The following is a 26,652-nucleotide window of genomic DNA, read 5'->3' as shown; positions in this document are numbered from 1 at the left end:
CAAAGATCCTGCCCGATTCCGGGCAGGATCCCGCTGGTCTGGACCAGTAACGCGCTGGTTGTGATCTCCTTCGGATGATTTCCGCCCGTCCCTGATTCCTCCACCGGACGCGGCGGCCCGCTTGGCCTATACCTGTGGGCATGAGAGTCCTGCGACGCACGCTCGGCACCCTCCTCGCCCTCGCCGCGGCCACGGCCCCGGTGACCGCCTGCTCCTCCGCCCACGGTGACGCCGGCAGGCCCGGGGACGACCCGCCGGTGGCCCTCGCCCCCTTCGAACGGCTGCTGCCGGCGCCGGTCTCCGCCCGCGCCGAAGGCCCCGGCTACAGCTTCGGCGCGGGCACGGTCATCCGTACCGGCCGCGGCCCGGACGCGGAGGTCCGCCGGGTGGGCGAACTGCTCGCCGAGCAGCTGCGCGGCGCCGGCGGGCTCCCGCTGCCGGTGGTCGACACGGCGCAGGGCGACGGGATCCGGCTCAGGATCGACGAGGCGGCGCAAGGGGTGGGCGACGAGGGATACCGGCTGGAGTCCGGCCCGACCGGCGTCACCCTCACCGCGCGGACGCCGGCCGGGCTCTTCCACGCGGGACAGACGCTGCGCCAGCTGGTGCCGGTGACGGGCCCCGGCACGGTGCCGGGCGGAACGGTCACCGACCGGCCGCGCTTCGCCTACCGGGGGGCGATGGTCGACATCGCGCGCCACCACTTCTCGGTGGAGCAGGTGAAGAGGTACGTGGACCAGCTCGTCCAGTACAAGGTCAACACCCTGCACGTGCACCTGACCGACGACCAGGGGTGGCGTCTGGCGATCGACTCCTGGCCGCGGCTGGCGGAGTACGGCGGCGGCAGCGAGGTCGGCGGCGGGCCCGGCGGCCACTGGACGAAGGACGAGTACCGGGAGCTGGTGGACTACGCGGGGCAGCGCTACGTGGACGTGGTACCCGAGATCGACATGCCGGGGCACGTGAACGCGGCGCTCGCCTCCTACGCCGAGCTGAACTGCGACGGGAAGGCCCCGGAGCGGTACACCGGTGTCAAGGTGGGCTTCAGTTCGCTGTGCGTGGCGAAGGAGCGCACCTACGAGTTCATCGACGAGGTGCTCGGTGAGCTGGCGGAGCTGACCCCGGGCCGCTACCTGCACATCGGCGGCGACGAGGCGCACGCCACGCCGGCGGCGGACTACGCGGCCTTCATGGACCGGGCCCAGGAGGTGGTGGGGCGCTACGGCAAGACGGTGGTGGCCTGGCACCAGTTGGCGACGGCCCGTCCGGCGCCGGGCGCGGTGGTCCAGTACTGGGGCCACGACAAGACCGCGGCCGCGGACAAGGCGGCCGTCGCGGCGGCGGCGAAGGCGGGGCACCCGGTCATCCTGTCGCCCGCGGACCGGCTGTACCTGGACATGAAGTACGACCCGGCGACGAAGCCGGGCCTGGCCTGGGCGGGCTACGTCCCGGTGCGACGCGCCTACTCCTGGGACCCGGGGGCGTACCTGGCAGGGGTCCCGGAGTCGGCGGTGCTGGGTGTGGAGGCCCCGCTGTGGACGGAGACCGTCGCGACGCGCGGCGACTGGGAACTGCTGGCCTTCCCGCGGGTGCTGGGTCTGGCCGAGCTGGGCTGGTCGCCGGCGGCGGCGCTCGACTGGACCTCCTACAGCCGCCGGCTGGCCGCGCAGGCACCCCGCCTGGACGCGCAGGGCATCGGCTTCTTCCGGGCGCCGGACGTCCCCTGGCAGTGACCGGTGGGGGCCGGGTCAGTCCCAGCAGGAGGTCGTGGCGCCGTCGGCCTCCGAGCCCGCCGTCAGCTCGAAACCGGAACCCGAGGCGAACTCCGCGGCGGCCTCGGGGCCGTAGAACTCCTTGAGGAAGCGCGCGGGCGGGAAGGAGAGCGTGAACGTCTTGGCCTGCCCGTCCTCGCCCTTCGTGAAGCACGCGTCGTCCGAGTTCCGATCGAGCGCCGGTTCGGGCTCGAACCGCCAGCCGTCGGCCTCGGCGGCCTTGCGGTAGTGGTCGAGGACCTCCTGGCGGGTCCCGGGGTAGGTGTAGGTGCGCCCGGCGGACAGCCAGGCGTCGCCACTGTCGTCCGCGCACTCGGCGTAGTCGCCGTCGAAGGTGCGGGGGGCGCCCGCGCCGGGCGGCGGCGAGGCGAGCAGGGGCAGCGACTCCAGCTCCTTCATCCGAGCCTCGGTCCCCTCGCAGGTCTTGAACGGCGTCAGCAGGGAACAGCCGGACAGTCCTCCGGCCACGATCACGGCCGACAGGAGCAGGGCGGCCGTGCGGCCAGGACGGATGCGGAACGGCATACGGGCTCCCAGACGGACTCGGGCCGCGCACTCCGGCCACGGGGGCGGACACACGAAGGCGTGACCGCGAAGAGGGCCATTGTGCTTCGCGATCACGCCGTCGAGATCTCGGGGGTGGGAAGGGGGAGGCATCGAGGGACCGTATCGATGCCTCCCCCGCCCCGTGGGTCACCGCCGGGCGAAGGCCGCGACGGGGTTCTGGAGGTTGCCGATCAGCTGGAGGGCCGCCGCCGGGTCGGCGAGGTCGACCATCTGCTTGTTGTTGCGCAGCTGGAGGCGGTTCAGGCAGGACAGCTGGAACTCCTGCGCGAACAGGTCGTAGCGCTCGAAGCGCTCCGCGAGCTGCGGCATCGACTCCTGGTACGCGTGGCCGCAGTCCGCGACCGCCTGCCAGAAGGTGTCCTCCTCGCAGATGCCCTCGTCGGCGAGGATCGCGCCGAGGAAGCGGAAGAAGCAGTCGAAGACGTCCGTGAAGATCGACAGGAGCTTCATGTCCTCGGGGATGTCCGCCCGGACCCGCTCGACCGCGGGCGGCAGCACCGCGTCCGCGTCCATGATGACGATCTCCTCGGCGATGTCCTTGAAGATCGCCCGCTTCACCAGACCGCCCTCGATGACGAGGATGGTGTTCTCGCCGTGCGGCATGTACGCGAGGTCGTACTGGTAGAAGCAGTGCAGCAGCGGCACGAGGTAGGCGCGCAGGTAGTGGCGCAGCCATTCGGCCGGCGTCAGGCCCGACTCCGCGATCAGCGCGCCGACGAAGGACTTCCCCTCGGCGTCCACGTGCAGGAGCGAGGCCATCGTGGCGAGGCGCTCGTCGCCCTCGATCCGGTTGACCGGGGATTCGCGCCACAGCGCGGCCAGCATCTTGCGGTACGGGGAGTACCGGTCGGTGGCGCGCTCGTACTGGCGGTGGTGGTAGCCGATCGCCGCCCGCTCGCGGATGATCGAGAAGTCCACCGACTTCAGGACCTCGTCGCCCTCGATCAGCTGGTGCAGCCAGTCGTTGATGGCCGGGGTGGCCTCCATGTACGCGGCCGACAGGCCTCGCATGAAGCCCATGTTCAGGACCGAGATGGCGGTCTTGACGTAGTGCTTGCGCGGCGCGCTCTGGTTGAAGAACGTGCGGATCGACTGCTGCGCGAGGTACGCGTCCGGGCCTTCGCCCAGCAGCACCAGGCGCTGGTTCGCGATCTCGGCGGCGAAGGTGACGGAGGTCTTGTTCCACCACTGCCAGGGGTGCACGGGGAAGAGGTGGAAGTCGGCCAGGTCCAGGCCCAGCGCGGACATCCGCCCGGCGAAGACGGCGATGGTCTCGTCGCCGAGCTCCTCGCGCATGAAGGAGTCGTGGTCCAGGCCCGCGCCCGCCGTGAAGGTGGAGACGTCCTTACGGGCGGCCACCCACACCAGGTGGACGGGGCTGGAGGTCTCCGGCGCGTACGAGAGGTACTCGTGCACGCCGAAGCCGAGCCGGCCGTTGTTCGCGACGAAGCAGGGGTGGCCCTCGGTCATGCCCGTCTCGATGTCCTGGAACGAGGACTTCGCGAGGACGTCGGAGGAGACCTGCGGCTTCGTGTACTTGTAGCCGGTGCCGGCCAGGGTGGAGGAGATCTCCTCCAGGTAGACGGGCAGCACCTCGGGGCTCAGGCCGAGGGCCTCGCGCAGCTCGATGTGGAAGTCGAGGGCGTCCAGCTCCAGCTCGGCGCCGTCCCGGTGGCGGGTGATGGAGGCCTCGTCGACCGACCAGTGGTCGAGGGCGTGCAGGACGGCCTTGAAGCGGTACTCCACGGTGGAGTCGTCGCTGCGGACCGCGTACCAGGAGTCCCCGAGGGACTCGGGGGTCAGCAGGCGCTCGTGGGAGAACTCGGCGAGGCCCTTGCGGACCAGGGCGCGGTTGGCGCGGGCCCACAGCTCGGGGGTCAGGTGGGCGACGGCGTCGGTGAGGCTCATATGGAGACCCCCTGGGCGGCCGTGGCGGCCTCGAACTGCGCGCGGGTGCAGAAGCTCAGCAGGGCTTCCTTCTCCGGCTTGGTGACCTGACGCTCCGCCGTGAAGCCGACGGCCTCGTTGAGGGCGTGGACGGCGGTGTTGGCGACGTCCGGCTCGACGACGACGCGCTCGGTGGTCGGGTCGTCGAAGATCGCGGCCATCACCGTGGTGATGACGGCGCGGGTGAAGCCGTGCAGCGGGGTGTCGCTCGGGGCGACGAGGAAGTGCATGCCGACGTCGCCGGGCCGGGCGTCGTAGAGGCCGACCAGCTCCAGCTCGGAGGGGTCGTAGGTCTCCATGAGGAAGGCGGGGCGGCCCTCGTGCAGGCCGATGAAGGCCTGGTGGTGCTCGTGGGCGGCGATCCTCATGTACTCGCGCTCGACGTCCGGCAGGGAGGCGTCCTGCATCATCCAGAACGAGGCCTTCGGGTGGGTGACCCAGCCGTGGAGCAGCTCCGCGTCGGCGAAGGGGTCCAGGGGGCGCACGGCGAAGGAACCGAGTGCTTTGTCGGTGCGGGAGAAGAGGAGTTCGGTGGTGCTCATCACAGGGTGCCTTCCGGGGCGGCGAACTGCTGGAACGCGATGGACTTCTCGACCTTGTAGTGCTCGCGGCCGAGGAGCTCACCGACGATGTACGCGTTCCGGTACGCCGCCATGCCCAGGTCGGGCGAGGTGAGGGAGTGGTTGTGGGTGGTGCCGTTCTGCAGGTAGACCCCGCGGCCCGTGGTGTCGATGCTGTAGTTGCGGGCGGCGTCGAGACGGCCGTGCCCGTCGAAGTTCAGCCGGTCGCGCACCGGGTTCAGGAACTCCGGGAAGGTGTACTTGTAGCCGGTGGCCAGGACCAGGCCCTCGGAGGTGAGGGAGAAGTCCCGCTCCTGCTCCTCCTGGCGGAGCCCCAGCGTGTACGTGCCCGTGGAGGTGTCGTACGCGGTGCTGTTCAGGGAGGTGTTGGTCAGCAGGCTGGTCGGGACCGCGCCCGGCATGCTGATCTTCTTCTGGTAGAGCAGGTCGAAGATGGCGTTGATCAGGTCGCCGTCGATGCCCTTGAAGAGGTTCTTCTGCTGGGTCTCCAGCCGGTACCGGGTGTCCTCGGGGAGCGCGTGGAAGTAGTCCACGTACTCGGGGGAGGTCATCTCCAGGGTCAGCTTCGTGTACTCCAGCGGGAAGAAGCGCGGCGAGCGCGTCACCCAGTTGAGCTGGTAGCCGTGGACGTCGATCTCGGCGAGGAGGTCGTAGTAGATCTCGGCCGCGCTCTGGCCGGAGCCGATGAGGGTGATCGACTTCTTCTTCTGCAGTTCCGCCTTGTTCTGCATGTAGGCGGAGTTGTGCAGGAAGTCGCCGCCGAGGTTCTCGCAGGACGTGGGGATGTGCGGCGGGGTGCCGGTGCCCAGGACCAGACGGGGGGCCCGGTGGGTCTCGCCCTTGTCGGTGTGGACCTCGTACAGGCCGGCCTGCTCGTCGTAGGTGACCTCGGTGACCGAGGTGGACCAGCGGACGTTGTCGAGGCGGTCGGCGGCCCAGCGGCAGTAGTCGTTGTACTCGGCCCGCAGCGGGTAGAAGTTCTCCCGGATGTAGAAGGAGTACAGCCGGTCCTTGTCCTTCAGGTAGTTCAGGAAGGAGAAGGGCGAGGTCGGGTCGGCGAGCGTGACCAGGTCCGACATGAAGGGCGTCTGCAGGTGGGCGCCGTCCAGGAACATGCCGGCGTGCCACTCGAAGTGCGGCTTCGACTCGATGAAGAGACCGTCGATCTCGTCGAGCGGGGCGGTCAGGCAGGCGAGTCCGAGGTTGAACGGACCGACGCCGATGCCGATGAAGTCGTGGGTCTCAGCGGTGGAGGGCAAGGGATTCTCCCAGGAACTGCTCGGCATGTGCGGCGAGAAGGTCGAGGACGGCAGCGATGTCGGCCGTCGTGGTCTGCGGGTTGAGGAGGGTGAACTTCAGGTACTGCTTGCCGTCCACCTTGGTGCCGGCCACGACGGCCTCACCGGAGGCGAACAGGGCCTTGCGGGCGTGCAGGTTCGCCTCGTCGACGAGGTCGGCGCGGATGTCGCCGCCCTCGGGGACGTAGCGGAAGACGAGGGTGGAGATCTGCGGCTTGACGACGACCTCGAAGCGCGGGTCGGCGTCGATGACGTCCCAGCCGGCCGCGGCCAGGTCGATGACCTCGTCGAAGAGCGAGCCGATCCCGTCGGCGCCCATGACGCGCAGGGTCACCCAGAGCTTGAGCGCGTCGAACCGGCGCGTGGTCTGGATGGACTTGTCGACCTGGTTGGGGATGCGCTCCTCGGCCATGCGGCGCGGGTTGAGGTAGTCCGCGTGGTACGTGGCGTGCTTGAGGGTGTCGCGGTCGCGCACCAGCATGGCGCTGGAGCTGACCGGCTGGAAGAACGACTTGTGGTAGTCGACGGTGACCGAGTCGGCGCGCTCGATGCCGTCGAGGAGGTGACGGCGGGTGGGGGAGGCCAGCAGTCCGCAGCCGTAGGCGGCGTCCACGTGCATCCACGCGGAGTGCTCGTCGGCCAGGCGGGCGATCTCGGGGAGCGGGTCGATGGACCCGAAGTCGGTGGTGCCGGCGGTCGCGACGACGGCCATGGGGAAGAGGCCTTCGGAGGCGCACTCCTCCAGCTCCAGGGCGAGCACCGCGGTGTCCATCCGGCGGTTGCGGTCGACCGGGACGGAGATGACGGCCTCGTAGCCGAGTCCGAGCATCGCGGCCGACTTCTGCACGCTGAAGTGGCTGGCTTCGGAGGTGAAGATGCGCAGCTTCGGGAGGAGTTCGGCCTTGGTGAGCTCGCGTCCCTCGTCGAGCGCCTTCTTCATGACGAGGCGGCAGGCCTCGTCACGGGCGAGGAGCAGCGCGTGGAAGTTGGACTGGCTGCCGCCGGAGGTGAAGATGCCGTCCGCGGCCGGGCCGAGGCCGATGCGCTCGGTGGTCCAGTCGATGAGGCGGCGCTCGATGAGCGTGCCGCCGATGGACTGGTCCCAGGTGTCGAGCGAGGAGTTGACCGCGGAGAGGATCGCTTCGCCGAGCACGGCGGGGATGACGACCGGGCAGTTGAGGTGGCCCAGGTAGCGCGGGTGGTGGAAGTACACCGCGTCGCGCAGGTAGACGTCCTCCAGTTCGTCCAGGACGGCGGCCGCGTCGGCGAGCGGCTTGTCCAGGTCGATCCCGTTGATGACCGGGGCGAGTTCGTCGACGGATATACCGGTGTGGGGCCGCTCGGTCGTCGCGAGTTTGGCTGCGACGCGCTCGACGCCTTCGGTGACGGAGCGCCGGTAGAGGTCCGCGGTCGTCTCGTTCAGCAGATGCGAGCGCATCAACTTTCCTCCGGGCAGGGGATGGAGAGGGGTGTGTGTGGCGTGCGATGTTTAGGTTAGCCTAACCTTAGTATTTCGCCAAACGCAGACAGGCCCTGGCTGAAAAGCCAGGGCCTGTCCGAAGTGCGTTGTGTGTTATGGGAATTGACTAGAGGTCAGACGTGGGGTCCTCGCTGGGAGCCTTGCCCGCGTAGGCCTCGGCGAGGAGCTGTTCCTCGCTCGCGCCGAGCCGCCAGTAGCCGGTGAAGCGCACGGCGCGACGGTCGACGGATCGTTCCTGCACAAAATACCGGCGCACCGCGCGGATCGTGCCCGCCTCACCCGCCACCCAGGCGTACGGGGCTTCGGCCGCACCCGGTTCGGCCGAGCGCAGCACGCTCAGCACCTGCTCCGTCCGCTCCCGGCCGCCGTTCCCGCGCACGATCCAGGTGATGTCCGCGTCGGCCGGCGTCGCAAGGTCGAGCCGGTCGTCCTCGTGCGGGATCTCGAACCAGGCCCGGACCCGGGTCCCGGCCGGCAGCCGGTCCAGGATCGCGGCCGCGGCCGGCAGGGCGGTCTCGTCCGCGTACATCCAGATCGCGTCGGTGTCGGCCGGCGGCTGGAAGCGTACGGACTTGTTCTCCGCGACGGCCGGCCCGATCGCCATGATCCGACGGCCGGTCACCGCCCGCCCGGCCCAGCGGGACGCGGGACCGGAATCCCCGTGGAGGACGAAGTCGATGTCGACCTCGGCCGCCCCCTCGGGCGTACGGCGCTGCTCGCGCACCGTGTAGGAGCGCATCACCGGACGCTCGTCGTCCGACATCGCGCGCCAGGCGGCGAACCAGGTGTCCTCGTCCGTGGACGGAAGCACCGTGTGCTCCTGGTCGGCCCCGGGCAGGAACAGCGACAGGCTCTGGTCGAAGCCGCCCGAACGGAAGTCCGCGAGGGACTCCCCGCCGAACGTGACCCGCAGGAACGAGTGGCCCAGGCGGCGCGTGCGCAGCACTTCGAGCTCGAAGAACCGGAAGTGTGCGACGGCCGGAGCGTCGGATGCGGTGGCGGTCATGCGGAGAGGTCCCCCCTGGGAGTCGGTACGGCCTGCCCGGCGCCCGGGGTCACCGGGCGCCGAGGGTCAGCTGACCTTCTTGGCGTTCTGGATGGACTTCGCGAGGTCTTCCAGGAGCTGCGCGCACTTGTCGTACGAGAAGATCGGCTCGGTCACGCGGGGGGTGACCTGGCCGGCCTTCACGGCGGGCATCTCGGCCCAGGTGGCCTTGGCCTTCAGCTCCTCCGGCTGCAGCGTGCCGGTGCGGTTGTCGAGCAGGACCAGGTCGGCCTTGTACTTGCCGGCGTTCTCCCAGCTCAGGCTCTCGAAGAAGCCGCCCTCGTCGAGCTTGTCCGGGGTGATGAACTCGACGCCCAGGGACTTGAAGTACTTCAGGTCGGCCGAGGTCTCCGGGGAGGAGGCGTAGAACAGGTCGGCGGAGCCGGAGCCCGCGAGGACCTTGATGCCCGGGTTGGCCTTGGTGGCCTCGCGGACCTTGGCGGCGGCCGCCTCGAAGCGGGCCTTGGCGTCCACGGTCTTCTTGGAGTTCATGTCCGCGCCCAGGGACTTGGCGAGGTCCGCGGTGCGCTCCAGCGCCTTGTCGAGGGTGACGTCACCGCCCACCTTGATGGCGGCGTGCGGGGCGATCGAGAGGATCTTGTCCTTCGAGGCCTCCGGCACGTACCAGTAGGTGCCGTCCCAGCTGTTGGTGACCATCAGGTCGGGCTGGAGGGCCGCGTACTTCTCGATGTTGAACTCGTCGTAGACGTTGCCGATGATCTCGACCTTGGAGATGTCCATCGAACCGGCCTGGACGTCGGCCTTGCCGTCGGCGGTCTTGGTCGGACCGAACACGCCCTTGACCGGGACGCCGTAGTCGTAGAGCGCGGCGGCGGTGCCGGTGAAGGCGACGATGTTCTTCGGCTTGGACTTGGTGGTGACGTCCTTGCCGAGGTCGTCCTTGAAGGTCCAGGAGCCGGAGGTCGCGGCGCCGTTGTCCTTGCCGCCGTCACCCTTCGCCGAGTCGGTGCCACCGCACGCGGCGAGGACGGCGACGAGGCCGAGGGCGCCACCGGCCGCGACGAAACCGCGACGGGTGAAGGAGGAGGTTCGGGACTTGGGCATGTCGATGTCCGCTTTCGTGCGTGCAGGGGCGGCGGCTGGGCCGTTCGGTGTGAAGGTTAGCCTAACCTAAGAGTAAATCCAGCCCTGGGGGAAGATCCGTTCGTGAGGTGGATCACTCCCCGGGATCCGGGACGACCGGCCGGCATCCACATCGTCCCCGGTGTGTACCCGAGTTGAGGCGATCCTCGATCGGGACCGCAACCCTGCCCGGCCGTCCGCCGGCCCCGAACATCGGCGTGAATACTGAGCGCATGCGCAACAAATGGTGGACGGTCGCGGCGGCGAACCTGGCGATGGGGATACCCGGCGTCGTTCCCGTCTGGCTGCTCCGGTACCTCGCCGTCAACGGACCGCTCGCCGAACTCGGCTGGACCGTCCGGGAACCCACGGAGAACGACGGCATGATGCTCTGGTTGGTGATCGTGGTACCCGTCGTGACCGCGTTCGGGCTGCTGTGGTGGCTCGCCAACGACTTCGCGCGGCGATGGAACACGGCGGCTGCCCGGGTCTACTGGCCGGTGTGCGCCCTGGTGACCCTGGTTCCCACGTTCGCGCTCCTGATCTTTCTCTGATCGGGGCCCGGAAGCCCCCGGACACGCGGATGTCCGGCGCGGGCACGGGGCCCACGCCGGACATCGTCATCAGGTGCCTCAGCCGGCGAAGCCCAGCTCGCGGGCGATCAGCATGCGCTGGACCTCGCTCGTGCCCTCGCCGATCTCCAGGATCTTGGAGTCCCGCCACATGCGGGCCACCGGGTACTCGTTCATGAAGCCGTAGCCGCCGTGGATCTGGGTGGCCTCACGGGCGTTGTCGACGGCGACCGTCGAGGAGTACAGCTTCGCGATCGCCGCCTCCTTCTTGAACGGTTCCCCGGCCACGAGGCGGGAGGCCGCGTCACGCCAGCCGATGCGGGCCATGTGCGCGCGCATCTCCATGTCGGCCAGCTTGAACTGGATCGCCTGGTTGTCGCCGATCGCCTTGCCGAAGGCGTGCCGTTCCTTGGCGTACTTCACCGACTCGTCCACACAGCCCTGCGCGAGACCGGTCGCGAGCGCGGAGATGGCGATCCGGCCCTCGTCGAGGATCCGCAGGAACTGCGCGTAGCCGCGGCCCTCCTGGCCCACCAGGTTGGCCAGGGGCACCCGGACGTTGTCGAAGGACAGCTCGCGGGTGTCCGAGGAGTTCCAGCCCACCTTGGAGTACGGGGCGGCCACCGTGAAGCCCGGGGTGCCGGACGGGACGATGATCGAGGAGATCTCGGGGCGGCCGTCCGCCTTGCGGCCCGTCACGGCCGTGACGGTGACCAGACCGGTGATGTCCGTACCCGAGTTGGTGATGAAGCACTTCGAGCCGTTGATCACCCACTCGTCGCCGTCCTTGACGGCGGTGGTGCGGGTACCGCCCGCGTCGGAGCCGGCGCCCGGCTCCGTCAGGCCGAAGGCGCCGAGGATCTCGCCGGAGCACATTTTCGGCAGCCACTCGCTCTTCTGCTCCTCGGAACCGAAGAGGTAGATCGGCATGGCACCGAGGGAGACCCCGGCCTCCAGGGTGATGGCGACCGAGGAGTCGACGCGGGCCAGCTCCTCCAGGGCGATGCCGAGGGCGAGGTAGTCCCCGCCCATGCCGCCGTACTCCTCCGGGAAGGGCAGGCCGAACAGGCCCATGCGGCCCATCTCGGCGACGATCTCGTACGGGAACTCGTGCCGCTCGTACAGGTCGCCGATCTTCGGGGCGACGACGTCGTGCGCGAACGCCTCCACGGTGCGGCGGAGTTCCTCGTGCTCAGGGGTGAGCCGGTGGTCGAGGGACATGGTGTGACTACTCCTTGTGGGAGAGGGCGCGGACGGTACGGGAGGGGCTGGGACGTCCCAGCTGTTCGGCCATCCACACGCTCGTGGCGGTGAGGGCGGCGAGGTCGACCCCGGTTTCGATGCCGAGGCCGTCGAGCATCCACACCAGGTCCTCGGTCGCGAGGTTGCCGGTGGCGCTCTTCGCGTACGGGCATCCGCCGAGGCCGCCCGCGGAGGCGTCGACGGTGGTCACGCCGTGCTGGAGCGCGGCGAGGGTGTTGGACAGGGCCTGGCCGTAGGTGTCGTGGAAGTGCACGCCGATCCGGTCGGTGGCGACACCGGCCTCGTTCAGCGCGGCGAGCAGGGCCTGTACATGGCCGGGGGTGGCGACACCGATCGTGTCGCCGAGGCTCAGCTCGTCACAGCCCAGGTCGAGCAGGGCCTTGGCCACGGAAACCACCTGGTGGACCGGGACCGGGCCCTCCCACGGGTCGCCGAAGCACATCGAGAGATAGCCGCGCACGTGCGCCTCTCCCTCCTTGGCCCGGGCCACGACGGGCTCGAACATGGCGAGGGACTCGGCGACGGTGCGGTTGAGGTTGCGGGACGCGAAGGTCTCGGTGGCCGAGCCGAAGACCGCGATGCGCGTGGCCCCGAGGGCGAGCGCGCGGTCGAGGCCGCGCTCGTTGGGGACGAGGACCGGCAGGTCCGCCGCGACATCGGCGAGCTGCGGGAACAGCTCCTCCGCGTCGGCCAGTTGGGGCACCCACTTGGGGTGCACGAAGCTGGTGGCCTCGATGGTCGTCAGCCCGGCGGCGGCGAGGCGGTGGATGAACTCCGCCTTGACGGCCGTGGGGACCGCGCCCTTCTCGTTCTGCAGCCCGTCGCGGGCGCCGACCTCGTGGATCCGGACCCGGGCCGGGAGGCCGGGGGCCGGGACGTTCATGGGCAGCCTGTTCACGCGACGTCCCCCTGCTCCTCGTCCGGGGTGACGACGGCCAGGATCTGGTCCATGGCGACCGTGCTGCCGGGGGTCACGTCCAGCTCGGTGACGGTGCCGGCGTGCGGGGCGGAGATGACGTGCTCCATCTTCATGGCCTCGACGACGAGCAGGCTCTGCCCGGCCGCGACCTTGTCGCCGACGGCCACCTTGACCACGGTGACGGTGCCGGGCATCGGGGCGGCGAGGGTGTTCGCCCCCGAGCTCGCCGCGCCTAGGGCGGATACGGGGTCGTGGCGCTGGACGTGCCAGCTGTCGGCGTCCCGGCCCAGCCAGACCCCCTCCGGGGAAGCGGCGTGGCTGAAGCGGTGCGTGACGCCGTCGAGTTCCACGGTGACGGTGTCGGTGGTGCGGCTGAGGACGCGGGCCCGCGCCGGTGCGCCGGGACTCTGCCCCGGACCCCGCGCCTCGATCGCCGGCGAGGCTGAACCTGCCCCACTGAGCCGCGTTTCGATGGCTACCGGGTCCTGGCCGGGCAGGCGGAAGTGGTGCACCGTCCAGGCGGGAGTGCCGCCGAGGCGCCAGCCGTCGGCGGCGTCGAAGGGGTCGACCCACCCCTCCCGCCGAGGCTTCGCGAGGGGCTGCGCCAGCAGGGCTGCCGTGACGTACACCTCGTCCGGGACCCCCTCCGGCAGGAGGGACGGCAGGTCGCGCTCCACCAGCCCGGTGTCGAGGTCACCCGAGACCACATCCGGGTGGGCCAGCAGCCTCCGCAGGAAACCGGCGTTCGTCTGGACACCCAGGATCACGGTGTCGGCCAGGGCCGCCCGCAGCATGCGCAGAGCGGTGGGGCGGTCCGGGCCGTGCACGATGACCTTCGACAGCATCGGGTCGTAGGTGGAGCCCACCGGGACACCCGCCGTCAGGCCGGAGTCCGTGCGTACCGCACCGCCCGAGGGCTCGGACAGGGCCAGCACCGTGCCGCCGGACGGCAGGAACCCGCGCGCCGGGTCCTCAGCGCAGACGCGGGCCTCGATGGCGTGCCCGGTCAGCGTCACGTCGGACTGGTCGACGCCGAGACGGGCGCCCGCCGCCACGCGCAGCTGCTGCTCCACCAGGTCCAGCCCGGTGATCAGCTCCGTCACCGGGTGCTCGACCTGGAGGCGGGTGTTCATCTCCATGAAGTAGTAGGAGGAGGGGTCGCCGCCGGGGACGATGAACTCCACCGTGCCCGCTCCCACGTACCCGCACGAGCGGGCCGCGTCGACCGCCGCCGCGCCCATCGCCGCCCGGGTCTTCTCGTCGAGCAGGACCGACGGCGCCTCCTCGATCACCTTCTGGTGCCGGCGCTGCAGCGAGCACTCGCGCTCGCCCAGGTGCACCACGTTCCCGTGGGCGTCCGCCAGCACCTGGATCTCGATGTGCCGCGGCCGATCGATCCACCGCTCGACCAGCAGGGTGTCGTCGCCGAAGGAGGACCGGGCCTCACGGCGGGCCGCCGCGATCTCCTCGGCCAGCACCGCCTCGTCGCGCACCAGCCGCATGCCCTTGCCCCCGCCGCCCGCCGAGGGCTTCAGCAGCACCGGCATGCCGATCTCCTTGGAGGCGGAGACCAGTTCGGCGTCGGTCAGGCCGCTGCCCGAGGAGCCCGGTACGACGGGCACGCCCGCCGCCTTCACCGTCTCCTTGGCGCGGATCTTGTCGCCCATCAGGTTGATGGCGCTCGCCGGCGGCCCGATGAAAGCCAGGCCGGCGTCGGCGCACGCCTGCGCGAAGGCCGCGTTCTCGGCGAGGAAGCCGTAGCCGGGGTGGACGGCCTCGGCGCCGGTGCGCCGGGCGGCATCCAGCAGCCGCTCCACCGACAGGTAGCTCTCGGCGGCCGCGGCCGGGCCGATACGGACGGCCGTGTCGGCCTCCCGGACATGGCGGGCGTCCGCGTCGGCGTCGCTGAAGACGGCCACGGAGCGGATGCCGAGCTCGCGCAGGGTGCGGATGACCCGGACCGCGATCTCGCCGCGGTTCGCGACCAGAACAGTGCTGAACATCAGTGAGGTCCTCACGTCACATCACGTCACATACGGAAGATGCCGAAGCCCGAGTCGCCCAGCGGGGCGTTCGCGCACGCGGTCAGGGCCAGTCCCAGCACCTGCCGGGTTTCCATCGGGTCGATGACCCCGTCGTCCCACAGCCGCGCGGTGGCGTAGTAGGCGTTGCCCTGCTCCTCGTACTGCGCGCGGACCGGGGCCTTGAAGGCCTCCTCGTCCTCGGCGGGCCACTCCTGGCCCGCGCCCTCGATCTGGTCGCGCTTGACCGTGGCGAGCACCGAGGCCGCCTGCTCCCCGCCCATCACGGAGATCTTGGCGTTGGGCCACATCCACAGGAAGCGGGGCGAGTACGCCCGACCGCACATCGAGTAGTTGCCGGCGCCGTACGAGCCGCCGACGACCACCGTCAGCTTCGGCACCCGGGTGCAGGCCACCGCCGTCACCATCTTGGCGCCGTGCTTGGCGATGCCACCGGCCTCGTAGTCCTTGCCGACCATGAAGCCGGAGATGTTCTGGAGGAAGAGGAGCGGGATGCCGCGCTGGTCGCACAGCTCGATGAAGTGCGCGCCCTTCTGCGCGGACTCGGCGAAGAGGATGCCGTTGTTCGCGATGATGCCGACCGGGTGTCCGTGGATCCGGGCGAAGCCGGTCACCAGCGTCTGGCCGAACTCGGACTTGAACTCCTGGAAGCGGGAGCCGTCCACGATCCGCGCGATGATCTCGCGGGCGTCGTACGGGGTGCGCGAGTCGACGGGGACCGCGCCGTACAGCCCGTACGGGTCCACCTTGGGCTCTTCCGGCGCCTCGACCGACCAGGGCAGGGCCCCGCGCTCGGGCAGGGTCGCCACGATGTTCCGTACGATCCGCAGCGCGTGGGCGTCGTCCTCCGCGAGGTGGTCGGTCACGCCGGAGATCCGGGAGTGGACCTCGCCGCCGCCGAGCTCCTCGGCCGTGACCACCTCACCGGTGGCGGCCTTCACCAGCGGCGGGCCGCCGAGGAAGATCGTGCCCTGGTTGCGGACGATGACGGCCTCGTCGCTCATGGCCGGTACGTAGGCCCCGCCCGCGGTGCAGGAGCCGAGGACGGCGGCGATCTGCGGGATGCCGGCCCCCGACATGCGCGCCTGGTTGTAGAAGATGCGGCCGAAGTGCTCCCGGTCGGGGAAGACCTCGTCCTGCATGGGGAGGAAGGCGCCGCCCGAGTCGACCAGGTAGAGGCAGGGGAGACGGTTCTCCAGGGCCACCTCCTGGGCGCGCAGGTGCTTCTTGACGGTCATCGGGTAGTACGTGCCGCCCTTGACGGTGGCGTCGTTCGCGACGATCACGCACTCGCGGCCGCTGACCCGGCCGATGCCCGCGATGACCCCGGCGGCGGGAGCCGCGCCCCCGTACATGCCCTCGGCGGCCAGCGGGGCCAGCTCCAGGAAGGGGGACCCGGGGTCGAGGAGTGTGTCCACGCGCTCGCGCGGGAGGAGCTTCCCGCGGGCGGTGTGGCGGGCGCGGGCCTTCTCGCCGCCGCCGAGCCGGGCCGCGTCGAGCCGGGCGCGCAGGCCCTCGGTCAGCTCGCGGTGGGCGGCCTCGTTGGTCCGCCAGGCCTCGGACGCCGGGTCCGCGGCGCTCGTCAGCACTGGTGCCTGCTGCATCGGTCGAGCTCCCTTGCTCGTTCCACGCGGTTAATGAGCGTTAACGCTTGTGCAGCTTAGGTTAACGACCGCTAACGGCCCTGTCTAGAATGGTTTCCCATGAGCACCAGAGCGGCCGCCCCGACCCGACGCGAGCAGATCCTCAGTGAGGCCGCTCGTCTCTTCGCCGCACGTGGATTCCACGGCGTGGGCGTCGACGAGATAGGGGCCGCGGTGGGCATCAGCGGCCCCGGCCTGTATCGGCACTTCGCCGGCAAGGACGCCATGCTCGCCGAACTGCTCGTCGGCATCAGCGAGCGGCTGCTGACCGGCGGCCGGCACCGCGTGGCGGAGGCGGCGGGGGACCCGGCCCGGGTGCTGTCCTCCCTCATCGACGGCCACATCGACTTCGCGCTCGACGACCGGGCGCTGATCACCCTCCACGACCGGGAGCTCGACCGGCTCCGGGACGCCGACCGCAAGCTCGTACGGCAGCTGCAGCGCCAGTACGTGGAGCTGTGGGTGGAGGTCGTACGGGAACTGCACCCGGAGGTCGGCGAGGCGGAGGTACGGGTCGCCGTGCACGCCGTCTTCGGCCTGCTCAACTCCACCCCGCACCTGGCGGCCCTGGGTCGCGAGGCGGTGGAATCGCTGCTCCGGCGCCTCGCGCACGGCGCGTTCGGGGCGCTGTCGGCGTGACCCGGGGCGTCCGCCGACCGGAATGGACGCGCCGTCTCCGGCCCGGCGGCGGCAGAATGGCCCGTATGCCGAAGCCGATAGAGACGCCCGTACCCACCCGCGCCGAACTCATCGACCACCTGGTCCGCACGCGGATCGCGGGGCAGGTCGCCACGCCGCGCGACAACAACCTCAGCCACTACCGCAAGCTCGCGAACGGCGACCGGCACTACTGGCTCGGCCTGGAACTGGGCGACCGCTGGACGGACGAGCAGGACGTGCTCGCGGTGATGGCGGAGCGGTGCGGCGTCGTGGACGACCCGGCGTTCCGCTTCGGCCAGGACACCATCGACCCCGAACTGACCGTGGCCGGCCTGGACCGCCTGGCGGCGCGGCTGCGCAAGGCGGCGGCGGACCGGCAGAGCGTGCTCTTCGCCACCGGCCACCCGGGCGGCCTGCTGGACGTCCACCGGGCGACGGCGGCGGCCCTGCGGGCGGCGGGCTGCGAGATCGTCGTCATCCCGCGGGGCCTGGTGGCGGACGAGGGCTCGGTGTGGCAGTTCGCCGATGTCGCGGTGCTGGAGCGGGGCGCGACGCTGTGGCACACGCACTCGCCGGAGCCGATGGCCGCGATCCTGGACGGCCTCGCGGCGGAGAACCGCCCGCTGCCGGACCTGGTCGTGGCCGACCACGGCTGGGCGGGCTGCGCGGCCCAGCGGGGCCTGGACGCGGTGGGCTACGCGGACTGCAACGACCCGGCCCTGTTCATCGGCGAGGCGGAGGGCACCCTCCAGGTGACGATCCCCCTGGACGACCACGTCCGCGACCCGCGGTACTACGACCCGATGGTGGCGTACATCCTGGACGCGGCGGGGCTGCGGGGCGCGTAGCCGCGTCAGGCACGGAGAAGCCCCGGCCGGGGATCCCCGGCCGGGGCTTCTTCCTATGCGCGGTTCCCCTGCGGCAGGTGTTCGGGCCGCATCGGCGGTCGTGCGGATTGCGGCGCCAGTGTGCTCGTCGGACTCGTTCGACGTGATGACGCTCTGCCTTGAGGGGCCGAGTTCCTTACGGAGGGGCGGCCGTAGGGGTCGTAGGTCGACAGGACCTCACCCCCTCTTCCGTTTCCTGTCGGCCCGTAGCGCCAGCTGTCAGAGGCGGTGGTTACGGTCACCGTATGGCGAAGTCTTCGAAGGCGCGCAGCGCGTTGTCCGTGCTGGTCGACGATCCTCAAGGGCGGTCCCTGGGGCTGGAGTTGGCCTCGGGTGTACTCATCGACAGGCCCGGTCGGCGGGGGTGGTGGAGGGAGCCCGAGCCGTTGTTGTGGGTGTCCGACGACGTCGTCGGGGTCGGGGCGCTCGCCGCGTACCGGAGCTCCGCGCTCGCGGCCGCCGGGCTGCAGGCCGTGCTGCTCCAGGAGCGGCGCGGGCTCGAACGGTGGTGGCAGGACCGGGAGCTCGTGCCGGACCGGATGTCCGACCCCGGTGACCACCACGTCGAGCCGGTGCTGCGCGAGTTCTGGAGCAGGGTGGTGCCCGACCCCGAAGAAGGGGAGGGGGAGGAGGGGGCGGGACTCATCGCTCCCTTCGGCCGGGACTGGCCCGGGCTCGCGGAGCCGGGGCCGGGGTCAGGGCCGGGGCCGGAAGGTGGGCCGGATCCGGAGGTCGTGGCCTGTGCGCTCGGGGACGAGCTGATCGAGAGCGGGTTCCTGCCGAGCCCGCGGCTCGCGCTGATCCCCGCGGGCCGCGGGGCCGACGTACCGACCGCCATGGGCTGGGGCGGCCCGACCAACCACGAGAACGACACCGCGCTGATCAGCGCGGTGCTGCGCTCCTGGGAGGACCGTTTCGGCGCCCGCGTCGTCGCCCTAGGCTTCGACGAGCTCCACGTGTCCGTGGCGGCCCCACCGCGTACGGTCGCCCACGCGCTCCCCGTCGCCGCGGAGCACTTCGCCTTCTCGCCCGACAACATCTGGCAGGGCTCCGGCAGCATCCGCGCCTACGCCGACGAAGCCGTCACCGGAAGCGACCACTGGGGGTTCTGGTGGGACTGAGCCGGGCGGCGCGGGTCACGCACGCCGGTCACGCACGCGGGACGCGTACGACACCCTCCTGGATGACCGTCACGGCCAGCCGGCCGTCCTGCGTCCAGATGCGGGCCTGGCCGAGGCCGCGGCCCGCGGCCGCCGAGGGCGACTCCTGGTCGTACAGCAGCCACTCGTCGGCGCGGAAGGGCCGGTGGAACCACATGGCGTGGTCCAGCGAGGCGCCGACCACGTCGCCCACCGCCCAGCCTCCCCGGCCGTGCGCGAGCAGCACCGAGTCCAGCAGGGTCATGTCGGATACGTAGGTGGCGAGGCAGGTGTGCAGCAGGGGATCCGCGCTGTCGAGCTTGCCGGCCGTACGGAACCACACCTGCGAGCGCGGCTCCACGGGCTCGCCGACGCTGCCCCAGGGCGGGGTCGTGGCGTAGCGCAGGTCCACCGCCTCCCGCGTCTCGATCAGCCGCTCCACCGTGCCGGGGTCGCGGAAGATCTCGCGGTACGCGGGCAGCGACTCGGCCGCGGTCGGCAGGGATTCCGGGTCCGGGGCGGACGGCATGGCGACCTGGTGGTCGAGGCCGTCCTCGTACGTCTGGAACGACGCGGAGAGGTGGAAGATCGGCTGGCCGTGCTGGACGGCGACGACCCGGCGCGTGGTGAAGGAACGCCCGTCGCGGATCCGGTCCACCGAGTAGACGATGGGCGCGGAGGTGTCGCCGGTGCGCAGGAAGTAGGAGTGCAGCGAGTGCGCGATGCGGTCCGCGGGGACGGTCCGGCCGGCGGCGACCAGGGCCTGGGCCGCGACCTGGCCGCCGAAGACGCGCGGTACCAGCGAAGGCCGGCTGGTACCGCGGAAGATGTTCTCCTCGATCTGCTCGAGGTCGAGCAGATCGAGGAGCGTCGTCAGTGCCTCGTTCATGGGGGAAGGGTAAGTGCCCGAATTCCTTACAGGCCCATGGACTTGGCGATGATGGACTTCATGATCTCGCTGGTGCCGCCGTAGATGCGGTTGACGCGGTTGTCGGCGTACAGACGGGCGATCGGGTACTCGTTCATGTAGCCGTAGCCGCCGTGCAGCTGGAGGCAGCGGTCGATCACGCGGTGCGCGACCTCGGTGGTGAAGAGCTTCGCGGAGGCGGCCTCGGCCGGGGTCAGCTCGCCGGCGTCCAGGGCCTCCAGGGCGCGGTCGGCGACGGCCTGGGCGGCGTCCACCTCGGCCTGGCAGGCGGCCAGCTCGAACTTGGTGTTCTGGAAGTGCGCGACCGGCTTGCCGAAGACGGTGCGCTCCGTGACGTACTGCTGGGCGAACCGGACGGCCGCGGCGGCCTGGGCGTACGCGCCGAAGGCGATGCCCCAGCGCTCGGAGGCCAGGTTGTGGCCGAGGTAGTAGAAGCCCTTGCCCTCCTCGCCGAGCAGGTCCTCGACCGGGACCTTCACGTCGACGAACGCCAGCTCGGCGGTGTCGGAGGTCTTCAGGCCCAGCTTGTCCAGCTTGCGGCCGATGGAGTAGCCCTCGGACTTGGTGTCCACGGCGAAGAGGGAGATGCCGAAGCGGCGGTCCTCGGCCGACGGGGCGGAGGTGCGGGCGCAGACGATCACGCGGTCGGCGTGGACGCCACCGGTGATGAAGGTCTTGGAGCCGTTGAGGACGTAGTGCGTGCCGTCCTCGGAGAGCTTGGCGGTGGTCTTCATGCCCGCGACGTCGGAGCCGGTGCCCGGCTCGGTCATCGCCAGGGCCCACATCTCCTCGCCGGAGACGAACTTCGGCAGGAAGCGCTTCTTCTGCTCGGTGTCGGCCAGCATCTTGATGTAGGGGAGCGCGAGCAGCACGTGCACGCCGGAACCGCCGAAGTTGACGCCCGCGCGGGAGGTCTCTTCGTAGAGGACGGCCTCGAACTTGTGGGTGTCCAGGCCCGCGCCGCCGAACTCCTCCGGCACGTTGATGCCGAAGACACCCAGCTCGCCGAGCTTGTAATAGAAGTCGCGCGGCGCCTGACCGGCTGCGAACCACTCGTCGTAGACCGGGACGACCTCGGCCTCGATGAAGGCGCGGATGGTCTCGCGGAATGCCTCGTGGTCCTCGTTGAAAACGGTACGGCGCACAGCCGGCTCCCTTCGGTCGCGGCGGTCCGCCGCCATGCCTAAGCGCTTGCTCAGCCTAAGTTACCGGCCAGTCAAACTGGCTGTCCAGAGTGGAGACGCCGTGGAAAGGGTGGGGTGGCTCACCCTGACCCGCGCGGGACGGCCCCTCGGGCGCCCCCCGGACGGCCTCGGGCGGGCCCGGACGGCCCTCGGGCCACCCCTCGGGCGACCCAGGACGGTCCCGGACGCCCGGGTGGCGGGCCTCGGCGGAGGGGGTTCTTCCGCGCCGCGGTGGCCGGAACGTGCTCAAGAATGCCTTGTTCGTGGGCTCACGTACCGATTCGCACTGCCCTAATCTGCCCGGCATGCCACTTTTCCGGAGAGCGAAAAAGGCCGGCGCGGATGCGGGCGGGGGCGCGGCCACGGGACCGGGCGGGGGGCCGGAGCCCTCGCCGGTACCACCGTGGTGCGCGTGGTTCGCCCCCGACGAGTGGCACGCCTTCGAGGCCCTCCTCAACGACGTCTTCCTGGACGGGAACACGAGCGGGCCGCCCATGCGCTTCGGGGAGCACCGCCACCTCTCGCTCGCGGCCGAGGGGCAGAGCGGCGCACCGCTGGACCTCGCGGAGATAGCCGAGCTGGTCCGGGCGCTGCCGCAGGCGAACTGGCGGTCGGCCACCGTCTCCTTCCTGAACCGGAAGCAGCGGCTCTCCGAGCGCCGCCGCGAACTGGAACGCGCCGGCTTCGCCGAGGTCCGCAACCTGCTCATGCCGAGGCTGGTGGCCGTCGACTCGGTGACCGACCGGCACGCGCTCGCGGTCGCCGTCACCGAGGAACTCGCGGCCGTCGTGGTGATCCAGGTGGGCGGCTCCCTCTCCGCGCCCGTCCCGCCGGAGCAGTTCGACTCCTGGCAGGTGGACCGCTCCGAGGTCTGGGCCGCGGCCATGACCAACCTCGACGCCGCGCCGGTCTCGCTCCAGTACAACGACGACGAGAACCCGCTGGTGAACGTCGAGGCCGACGACGGATGGACCTCCACCCACCTCCTGCACGCCGCCGCCCTGATCGACCGCCCGGCGCCGCTCGGCATCCTCGCGATGGTCCCCTTCCACGGGCACCTGATGCTGTGGGCCGTGGAAGGGCCGGAACTGCACACCTGCGTCATCGCCTACGGCCCGCTCGTCCGGAATATGTGGGAGGACGCCCCGCCGGAGTACCGCCTGAGTTCACGCCTGCTGTGGATCGGCGAGGACGGGATCGAGACGATCCAGGTCCATCCCTCGCCGCCCGGCAGCAAGGAGCCGGGTGTGATCACCGGCTCCGCCCGCTTCCTGGAGCTGCTCGCCGCCTTCCGCCCGCCGGACGCCTACCCGGGCTGAGTCGGCTCGCGTCGATCCGGGTCGCGTCGATCCGGGTCACGCCGATCCGGGTCGCCTTCGGTGGTCCGCAGCGCGAACCACAGCTCCATCCGTACGTCCGGGTCGTCCAGGTCCCGGTCCAGCAGTTCGGCGGCGCGGCCGACGCGCTGGCGGACGGTGTTGCGGTGGACGCCCAGGGCCGCGGCCGTACGGTCCCAGTTGCCGTGGTGGGCCAGCCAGCCGCGCAGGGTCTCCCGCAGGACGGGGGAGAGCGGCCCCAGCAGGGCCTCGGCATGGGCGCGGGCCTCGGCCTCGCCGACCAGGCCCGCGAAGCCGGGGTCGGTGTGGTGGGCCAGCGGGGCGCGGGCCGCCTCCGCCCGCCGCACGGCCCGCTCGGCCTGGGCGTCGGCCGTCGCCAGCCCGGACGGCGCGGCCGGGGCGCTCACCCCGAGCCGCCAGCCGGGCTGCGCGACGGGCTCCCGATCCGTGAGCAGCCGTACGCCGCCCTCGTACGGGTCCAGCAGTACGGTCCCCAGCGCGGCCGCGAGGGCCCGCGGATCCCCGGACCCGCGGGCGTGCACGGCGTACCAGGGCCCGGCCGCCAGGGCCTCGGCCGGATCCCCGTCGAGCAGCAGCCGGGTCAGGGCCGCGGCCTCCGCGCCGGCGGGCCGCTCGGCGGTGAGCAGGGTCAGCAGTACGGCGGCCACCGAGGCCACGGTGTGGTCGCCCGGCGCGCGGGCCGGGGTCGCCGTGCCCAGCGCCGCCCGCCCGGCCAGGGCGTAGGCGGCCAGGTGGTGTCCGCCCGCCCGGTCGGTGGCGGTGGCGGGCCCGCCCTCACGGCCGACCCGGGACAGCAGCGCGGACAGGGCCTCCCAGGCCGCAGCCGGCAGTTCCGGGCCCGCCGCCCGCCCGGCCGGCCACAGGGCGACCGAGCCGCCCAGGCTCGCCGCGAGCCTGGCCAGCACCGCCGGGACCGGGTCGGGGCGGGCCGCGGCCGCCGCCAGGGCCTGCTGGGCCTCGGTGACCCGGCGCAGCTCCCGGGTGCGCGCCTCCGCCATCAGCCGCCCCACGGCGCGGGCGACCGCCGAGAAGGGGGTCCGTGGCGGGACCTCCAGCAGCGGCAGCCCGTGCCGGGCACAGGCCTCGGCCAGCGCGGCCGGGACCTCCTCGTGCACCGGGGCCACGCCGAAGCCGAGCGCGGCCGCTCCCGCCGCGGCCAGCCGGGCCACGTACCCGTCGGGGTCGTCGGCGGGACCCGCCCCGGCGGTCAGCAGCAGCTCGCCGCCGAGCAGGTACGGGGAAGGGTCGGGCATCTCGGAGGCGTGCACCCCGTGCACCCCCGCCGCGGCCGGCCCGGCCAGGTGGCGCAGGCCGAGCTCCCGGTCGCCGAGCAGCGCGGCGAGGAGCACCGGCGGGGTGAGCGGCTCCCCGGCGGGTCCGGCCGGCCCGGCAGGCCCGCCGAGGAGCCGCTCGGGGTCGACGGGATCGTTGCCGTACTCCGGATCGCGAGGAGCGGCGGTCATGGATACTCCGCGGTTGTGGATGGTCCGTACATTTCAGCTCTGCCAGATGGATGAAACGTACACTCCCCACCCTCCGGTGGCCCGCTTACGCTCGAAGTACCGCACACGTCAGGCCAGAGAAAGAGGCACAGCCATGAGCACGCAGCCGCGCGGCCCCGTCGACTCCTCCCGCATCCCGCGCTACGCGGGCCCGGCGACCTTCGCCCGTCTGCCCCGCCTCGACGAGGTCGGCGGCAAGGCCGACGTCGCCGTCGTCGGCGTGCCCTTCGACTCCGGCGTGTCCTACCGCCCCGGCGCCCGCTTCGGTGGCAACGCCATCCGCGAGGCCTCGCGCCTGCTGCGCCCGTACAACCCGGCCCAGGACGCCTCCCCGTTCGCGCTCGCCCAGGTCGCCGACGCCGGTGACATCGCGGCGAACCCCTTCAACATCAACGAGGCCGTCGAGACGATCGAGGGCGCGGCCGACGAGCTGATCGGCAACGGCTCCCGCCTGATGACCCTGGGTGGCGACCACACCATCGCCCTCCCGCTGCTGCGCTCGGTCGCGAAGAAGCACGGCCCGGTCGCCCTGCTCCACTTCGACGCGCACCTGGACACCTGGGACACCTACTTCGGCGCCGAGTACACCCACGGCACCCCGTTCCGCCGCGCCGTCGAGGAGGGCATCCTCGACACCGAGGCGCTCTCGCACGTCGGTACCCGCGGCCCGCTGTACGGCAAGCAGGACCTGGACGACGACGCCAAGATGGGCTTCGGCATCGTCACCTCGGCCGACGTCTACCGCCGCGGCGCCGACGAGGTGGCCGACCAGCTGCGCCAGCGCATCGGTGACCGCCCGCTGTACATCTCCATCGACATCGACGTGCTCGACCCGGCGCACGCGCCCGGCACCGGCACCCCGGAGGCGGGCGGTATGACCTCCCGCGAGCTGCTGGAGATCATCCGTGGTCTGTCCTCCTGCAACCTCGTTTCCGCCGACGTCGTCGAGGTCGCCCCGGCGTACGATCACGCCGAGATCACCTCGGTCGCGGCCTCGCACACCGCGTACGAGCTGACGACGATCATGTCGCGACAGATCGCGCAGGCGAAGGGCAAGTAAGCGAAGTGACGCACGACCACGACCTGGTACTCCGTCCCACCGAAGCCCAGAAGGCGGCCGCGCTCGCGCCGCCGCCGGGGCGGACGGGCGGGGACCTGGTCGTGGAAACGCTCCGCGGCCTCGGCGCGACCACCGTCTTCGGTCTGCCGGGGCAGCACGCGCTCGCCCTCTTCGACGCGGTCGGCCGCTCCGACCTGCGCCTCGTGGGCCTGCGTACGGAGAACAACGCGGGCTTCGCGGCCGACGCGTACGGCCGGATCACGGGCGAGGCGGTGCCGCTGCTGCTGTCCACCGGCCCGGGCGCGTTGATGGCGCTGCCCGCCCTCGCGGAGGCGGCGGCCGCCTCGGCCCCGGTCCTCGCGATCTCCTCCCAGGTCCCGGTGGCGGGCCTGGGCGGCGGGCGGCGCGGGCATCTGCACGAGCTGCGGGACCAGTCGGCGTCGTTCCGGGACGTGGTGAAGTCCGTCCACACGGTCCGCACGCCCTCCCAGATCCCCTCCGTGATCGCCGAGGCCTGGGAATCGGCCCTGACCGCCCCGCACGGCCCGGTGTTCGTGGAGATCCCGGAGGACGTGCTGCGGGCCGAGACCGTCATCCCGCAGGTCACGGGCGTGGACGCGACGCCGCACGAGCTCGCGCCGCGGCCCGAGCTCACGGCGCTCGCCGCCCACTGGCTGGAGAACGCCACCCGTCCGGTGATCATCGCGGGCGGCGGAGTGGTCCGCTCGGACGCGGCGGGCAAGCTCAAGCAGCTCGCGGAGCGGCTGAACGCGCCCGTCGTCACCACTTTCGGCGGCAAGGGCGCCTTCCCGTGGACCCACCCGCTCTCCCTCCAGTCCTGGCTGGAGGACCGCCACATGACGGACTTCCTGGAGGACGCGGACGTCCTGCTGGTGGTCGGCTCGGGTCTCGGTGAGCTCTCCTCGAACTACCACACGTTCTTCCCGACGGGCCGGGTCGTCCAGATCGAGGCGGACCTCGGCAAGCTGGAGTCGAACCACGCCGGCCTCGGCATCCACGCGGACGCCCGCCTCGCGCTGCAGGCCCTGCTGGAGACGGTGACCGAGCGCGAGGACGCCGGTGCCCCCGAGCGGGTCCGCGCCGTGCTGGCGGACATCGCGGCCCGCCTCGCCACCCAGGACGTGGCCCTGGAGCAGGAACTGCTCGCCTCGATCCGGGCCGAGCTGCCGGCCCGCTCCCCGTCCTTCTGGGACATGACGATCCTGTCCTACTGGGCCTGGTCCGCCTTCGACCCGAAGCACCCCAACACCATGCACTCGGCCCAGGGCGCGGGCGGCCTCGGCTACGCCTTCCCCGCCGCCCTCGGCGCGTGCGTCGCGGAACCGGACACCCCGGTGCTGGCGGTGTCCGGCGACGGCGGAGCGATGTACTCGGTCGCGGACCTGGCCACGGCCAAGCAGCACGAACTCGACGTCACCTGGCTGATCGTGGACGACGGCGGCTACGGCATCCTGCGCGAGTACGGCTGCGATGCCGGCACGCAACTGCCCGGACCCGACTTCGTGGCCCTGGCACAGTCCTTCGGCGTCCCGGCGGCCACCACCACCCCGGAGTCCTTGAAGGACGATCTGAAAGAATCCCTCGGCACTCCCGGGCCTTCGGTACTGCTGCTTTCGGCCAAGCTCAAGATGTTCGCCCCCACTCACCTTTAGGGCCCCGCCCGGGTGACTCGTAGGGTGTGCGTGGTCAGATCCGGGCGGG

The 26,652-nt window shown here is 71.4% G+C and carries 22 protein-coding genes; 8 read left to right on the top strand and 14 right to left on the bottom strand.

All coding sequences use genetic code 11. The features are described from left to right. Positions 1 to 140 precede the first annotated feature (140 nt). Positions 141 to 1,733 carry a beta-N-acetylhexosaminidase gene (locus tag ACGFYY_RS11675; RefSeq protein WP_393708487.1) on the top strand — a complete coding sequence of 531 codons (1,593 nt, stop codon included), beginning with the start codon at positions 141 to 143 and terminating at the stop codon, positions 1,731 to 1,733. A 15-nt stretch (positions 1,734 to 1,748) separates the two neighbouring features. Here the strand turns inward: ACGFYY_RS11675 and ACGFYY_RS11670 are convergent, their stop codons facing one another. From ACGFYY_RS11670 to ACGFYY_RS11640, 7 genes are all read right to left on the bottom strand, one after another. Next, positions 1,749 to 2,297 (bottom strand): hypothetical protein, encoded by a 549-nt coding sequence (locus ACGFYY_RS11670; RefSeq protein ID WP_393708485.1) that lies wholly within the window; start codon positions 2,295 to 2,297, stop codon positions 1,749 to 1,751. A gap of 168 nt (positions 2,298 to 2,465) precedes the next feature. Then, entirely contained in the window at positions 2,466 to 4,247 is a 1,782-nt protein-coding gene (locus tag ACGFYY_RS11665; RefSeq protein ID WP_393708483.1) for an IucA/IucC family protein, read from the bottom strand. After that, positions 4,244 to 4,828, bottom strand: coding sequence for a GNAT family N-acetyltransferase (locus ACGFYY_RS11660; protein WP_393708481.1), 585 nt, complete (start codon positions 4,826 to 4,828; stop codon positions 4,244 to 4,246). The genes ACGFYY_RS11665 and ACGFYY_RS11660 overlap by 4 nt, the downstream gene beginning before the upstream one ends. Further along, complete coding sequence (locus tag ACGFYY_RS11655) at positions 4,828 to 6,153, bottom strand: lysine N(6)-hydroxylase/L-ornithine N(5)-oxygenase family protein (protein WP_393708479.1); 1,326 nt, start codon at positions 6,151 to 6,153, stop codon at positions 4,828 to 4,830. Before ACGFYY_RS11655 ends, ACGFYY_RS11660 begins: the two co-directional genes overlap by 1 nt. Continuing rightward, positions 6,110 to 7,603, bottom strand: coding sequence for a pyridoxal phosphate-dependent decarboxylase family protein (locus tag ACGFYY_RS11650; protein ID WP_389811440.1), 1,494 nt, complete (start codon positions 7,601 to 7,603; stop codon positions 6,110 to 6,112). Before ACGFYY_RS11650 ends, ACGFYY_RS11655 begins: the two co-directional genes overlap by 44 nt. Before the next feature lie 148 nt (positions 7,604 to 7,751). Continuing rightward, entirely contained in the window at positions 7,752 to 8,651 is a 900-nt protein-coding gene (locus tag ACGFYY_RS11645; RefSeq protein ID WP_393708476.1) for a siderophore-interacting protein, read from the bottom strand. A gap of 66 nt (positions 8,652 to 8,717) precedes the next feature. Beyond that, entirely contained in the window at positions 8,718 to 9,755 is a 1,038-nt protein-coding gene (locus ACGFYY_RS11640; protein ID WP_365266960.1) for an ABC transporter substrate-binding protein, read from the bottom strand. A 251-nt stretch (positions 9,756 to 10,006) separates the two neighbouring features. Between ACGFYY_RS11640 and ACGFYY_RS11635 the strand changes: the two genes are divergently transcribed. After that, complete coding sequence (locus tag ACGFYY_RS11635) at positions 10,007 to 10,327, top strand: hypothetical protein (protein WP_393708473.1); 321 nt, start codon at positions 10,007 to 10,009, stop codon at positions 10,325 to 10,327. Between the two features lie 78 nt (positions 10,328 to 10,405). Here ACGFYY_RS11635 and ACGFYY_RS11630 read toward each other — a convergent pair whose 3' ends face one another. Genes ACGFYY_RS11630 through ACGFYY_RS11615 form a run of 4 tightly spaced genes read right to left on the bottom strand, consistent with a single transcriptional unit; the run spans position 10,406 to position 16,173 of the window. After that, positions 10,406 to 11,566 carry an acyl-CoA dehydrogenase family protein gene (locus ACGFYY_RS11630; protein WP_393708471.1) on the bottom strand — a complete coding sequence of 387 codons (1,161 nt, stop codon included), beginning with the start codon at positions 11,564 to 11,566 and terminating at the stop codon, positions 10,406 to 10,408. 7 nt (positions 11,567 to 11,573) lie between these two features. Beyond that, a complete protein-coding gene (locus ACGFYY_RS11625; RefSeq protein WP_365267000.1) occupies positions 11,574 to 12,491 on the bottom strand; it encodes a hydroxymethylglutaryl-CoA lyase in 918 nt (305 codons plus the stop codon). Positions 12,492 to 12,502: 11 nt separating this feature from the next. Beyond that, positions 12,503 to 14,530 carry an acetyl-CoA carboxylase biotin carboxylase subunit gene (locus tag ACGFYY_RS11620; RefSeq protein ID WP_393708469.1) on the bottom strand — a complete coding sequence of 676 codons (2,028 nt, stop codon included), beginning with the start codon at positions 14,528 to 14,530 and terminating at the stop codon, positions 12,503 to 12,505. A 26-nt stretch (positions 14,531 to 14,556) separates the two neighbouring features. After that, complete coding sequence (locus ACGFYY_RS11615) at positions 14,557 to 16,173, bottom strand: carboxyl transferase domain-containing protein (RefSeq protein ID WP_030716095.1); 1,617 nt, start codon at positions 16,171 to 16,173, stop codon at positions 14,557 to 14,559. A gap of 99 nt (positions 16,174 to 16,272) precedes the next feature. Between ACGFYY_RS11615 and ACGFYY_RS11610 the strand changes: the two genes are divergently transcribed. The 3 genes from ACGFYY_RS11610 (at position 16,273) to ACGFYY_RS11600 (ending at position 18,880) form a co-directional block, all read left to right on the top strand. Next, the gene (locus ACGFYY_RS11610) at positions 16,273 to 16,851 is read left to right on the top strand and encodes a TetR/AcrR family transcriptional regulator (protein ID WP_327735550.1); all 579 of its coding nucleotides are present in this window, start codon (positions 16,273 to 16,275) and stop codon (positions 16,849 to 16,851) included. Positions 16,852 to 16,907: 56 nt separating this feature from the next. Then, positions 16,908 to 17,720, top strand: a complete 813-nt coding sequence (locus tag ACGFYY_RS11605) for a phosphatase (protein WP_393708465.1) — start codon at positions 16,908 to 16,910, stop codon at positions 17,718 to 17,720. A gap of 284 nt (positions 17,721 to 18,004) precedes the next feature. Next, positions 18,005 to 18,880, top strand: a complete 876-nt coding sequence (locus ACGFYY_RS11600; RefSeq protein WP_393708463.1) for a DUF4253 domain-containing protein — start codon at positions 18,005 to 18,007, stop codon at positions 18,878 to 18,880. A 28-nt stretch (positions 18,881 to 18,908) separates the two neighbouring features. Here ACGFYY_RS11600 and tesB read toward each other — a convergent pair whose 3' ends face one another. Together tesB and ACGFYY_RS11590 are read right to left on the bottom strand one after the other, a co-directional pair. Then, positions 18,909 to 19,787, bottom strand: a complete 879-nt coding sequence (gene tesB / locus ACGFYY_RS11595; protein ID WP_030757002.1) for an acyl-CoA thioesterase II — start codon at positions 19,785 to 19,787, stop codon at positions 18,909 to 18,911. Between the two features lie 26 nt (positions 19,788 to 19,813). After that, a complete protein-coding gene (locus tag ACGFYY_RS11590) occupies positions 19,814 to 20,971 on the bottom strand; it encodes an acyl-CoA dehydrogenase family protein (RefSeq protein ID WP_365266946.1) in 1,158 nt (385 codons plus the stop codon). 344 nt (positions 20,972 to 21,315) lie between these two features. Between ACGFYY_RS11590 and ACGFYY_RS11585 the strand changes: the two genes are divergently transcribed. Beyond that, the gene (locus tag ACGFYY_RS11585) at positions 21,316 to 22,329 is read left to right on the top strand and encodes a hypothetical protein (RefSeq protein ID WP_393708460.1); all 1,014 of its coding nucleotides are present in this window, start codon (positions 21,316 to 21,318) and stop codon (positions 22,327 to 22,329) included. Here the strand turns inward: ACGFYY_RS11585 and ACGFYY_RS11580 are convergent. Then, positions 22,317 to 23,831, bottom strand: coding sequence for a helix-turn-helix domain-containing protein (locus ACGFYY_RS11580; RefSeq protein ID WP_393708458.1), 1,515 nt, complete (start codon positions 23,829 to 23,831; stop codon positions 22,317 to 22,319). The two genes, ACGFYY_RS11585 and ACGFYY_RS11580, sit on opposite strands and share 13 nt — an antisense overlap. 133 nt (positions 23,832 to 23,964) lie before the next feature. Here ACGFYY_RS11580 and speB point away from each other — a divergent pair, with 133 nt between their 5' ends. Then, entirely contained in the window at positions 23,965 to 24,930 is a 966-nt protein-coding gene (gene speB, locus ACGFYY_RS11575; RefSeq protein ID WP_109782357.1) for an agmatinase, read from the top strand. A 5-nt stretch (positions 24,931 to 24,935) separates the two neighbouring features. Further along, a complete protein-coding gene (locus ACGFYY_RS11570) occupies positions 24,936 to 26,603 on the top strand; it encodes a thiamine pyrophosphate-binding protein (RefSeq protein ID WP_393708455.1) in 1,668 nt (555 codons plus the stop codon). Positions 26,604 to 26,652: the final 49 nt, after the last annotated feature.

It is taken from the genome of Streptomyces sp. NPDC048331 (assembly GCF_043201215.1).
Lineage (GTDB): Bacteria > Actinomycetota > Actinomycetes > Streptomycetales > Streptomycetaceae > Streptomyces.
The sequence above is the reverse complement of the archived record's forward strand: the minus strand, read 5'-3'. Positions and strand labels throughout refer to the sequence as shown.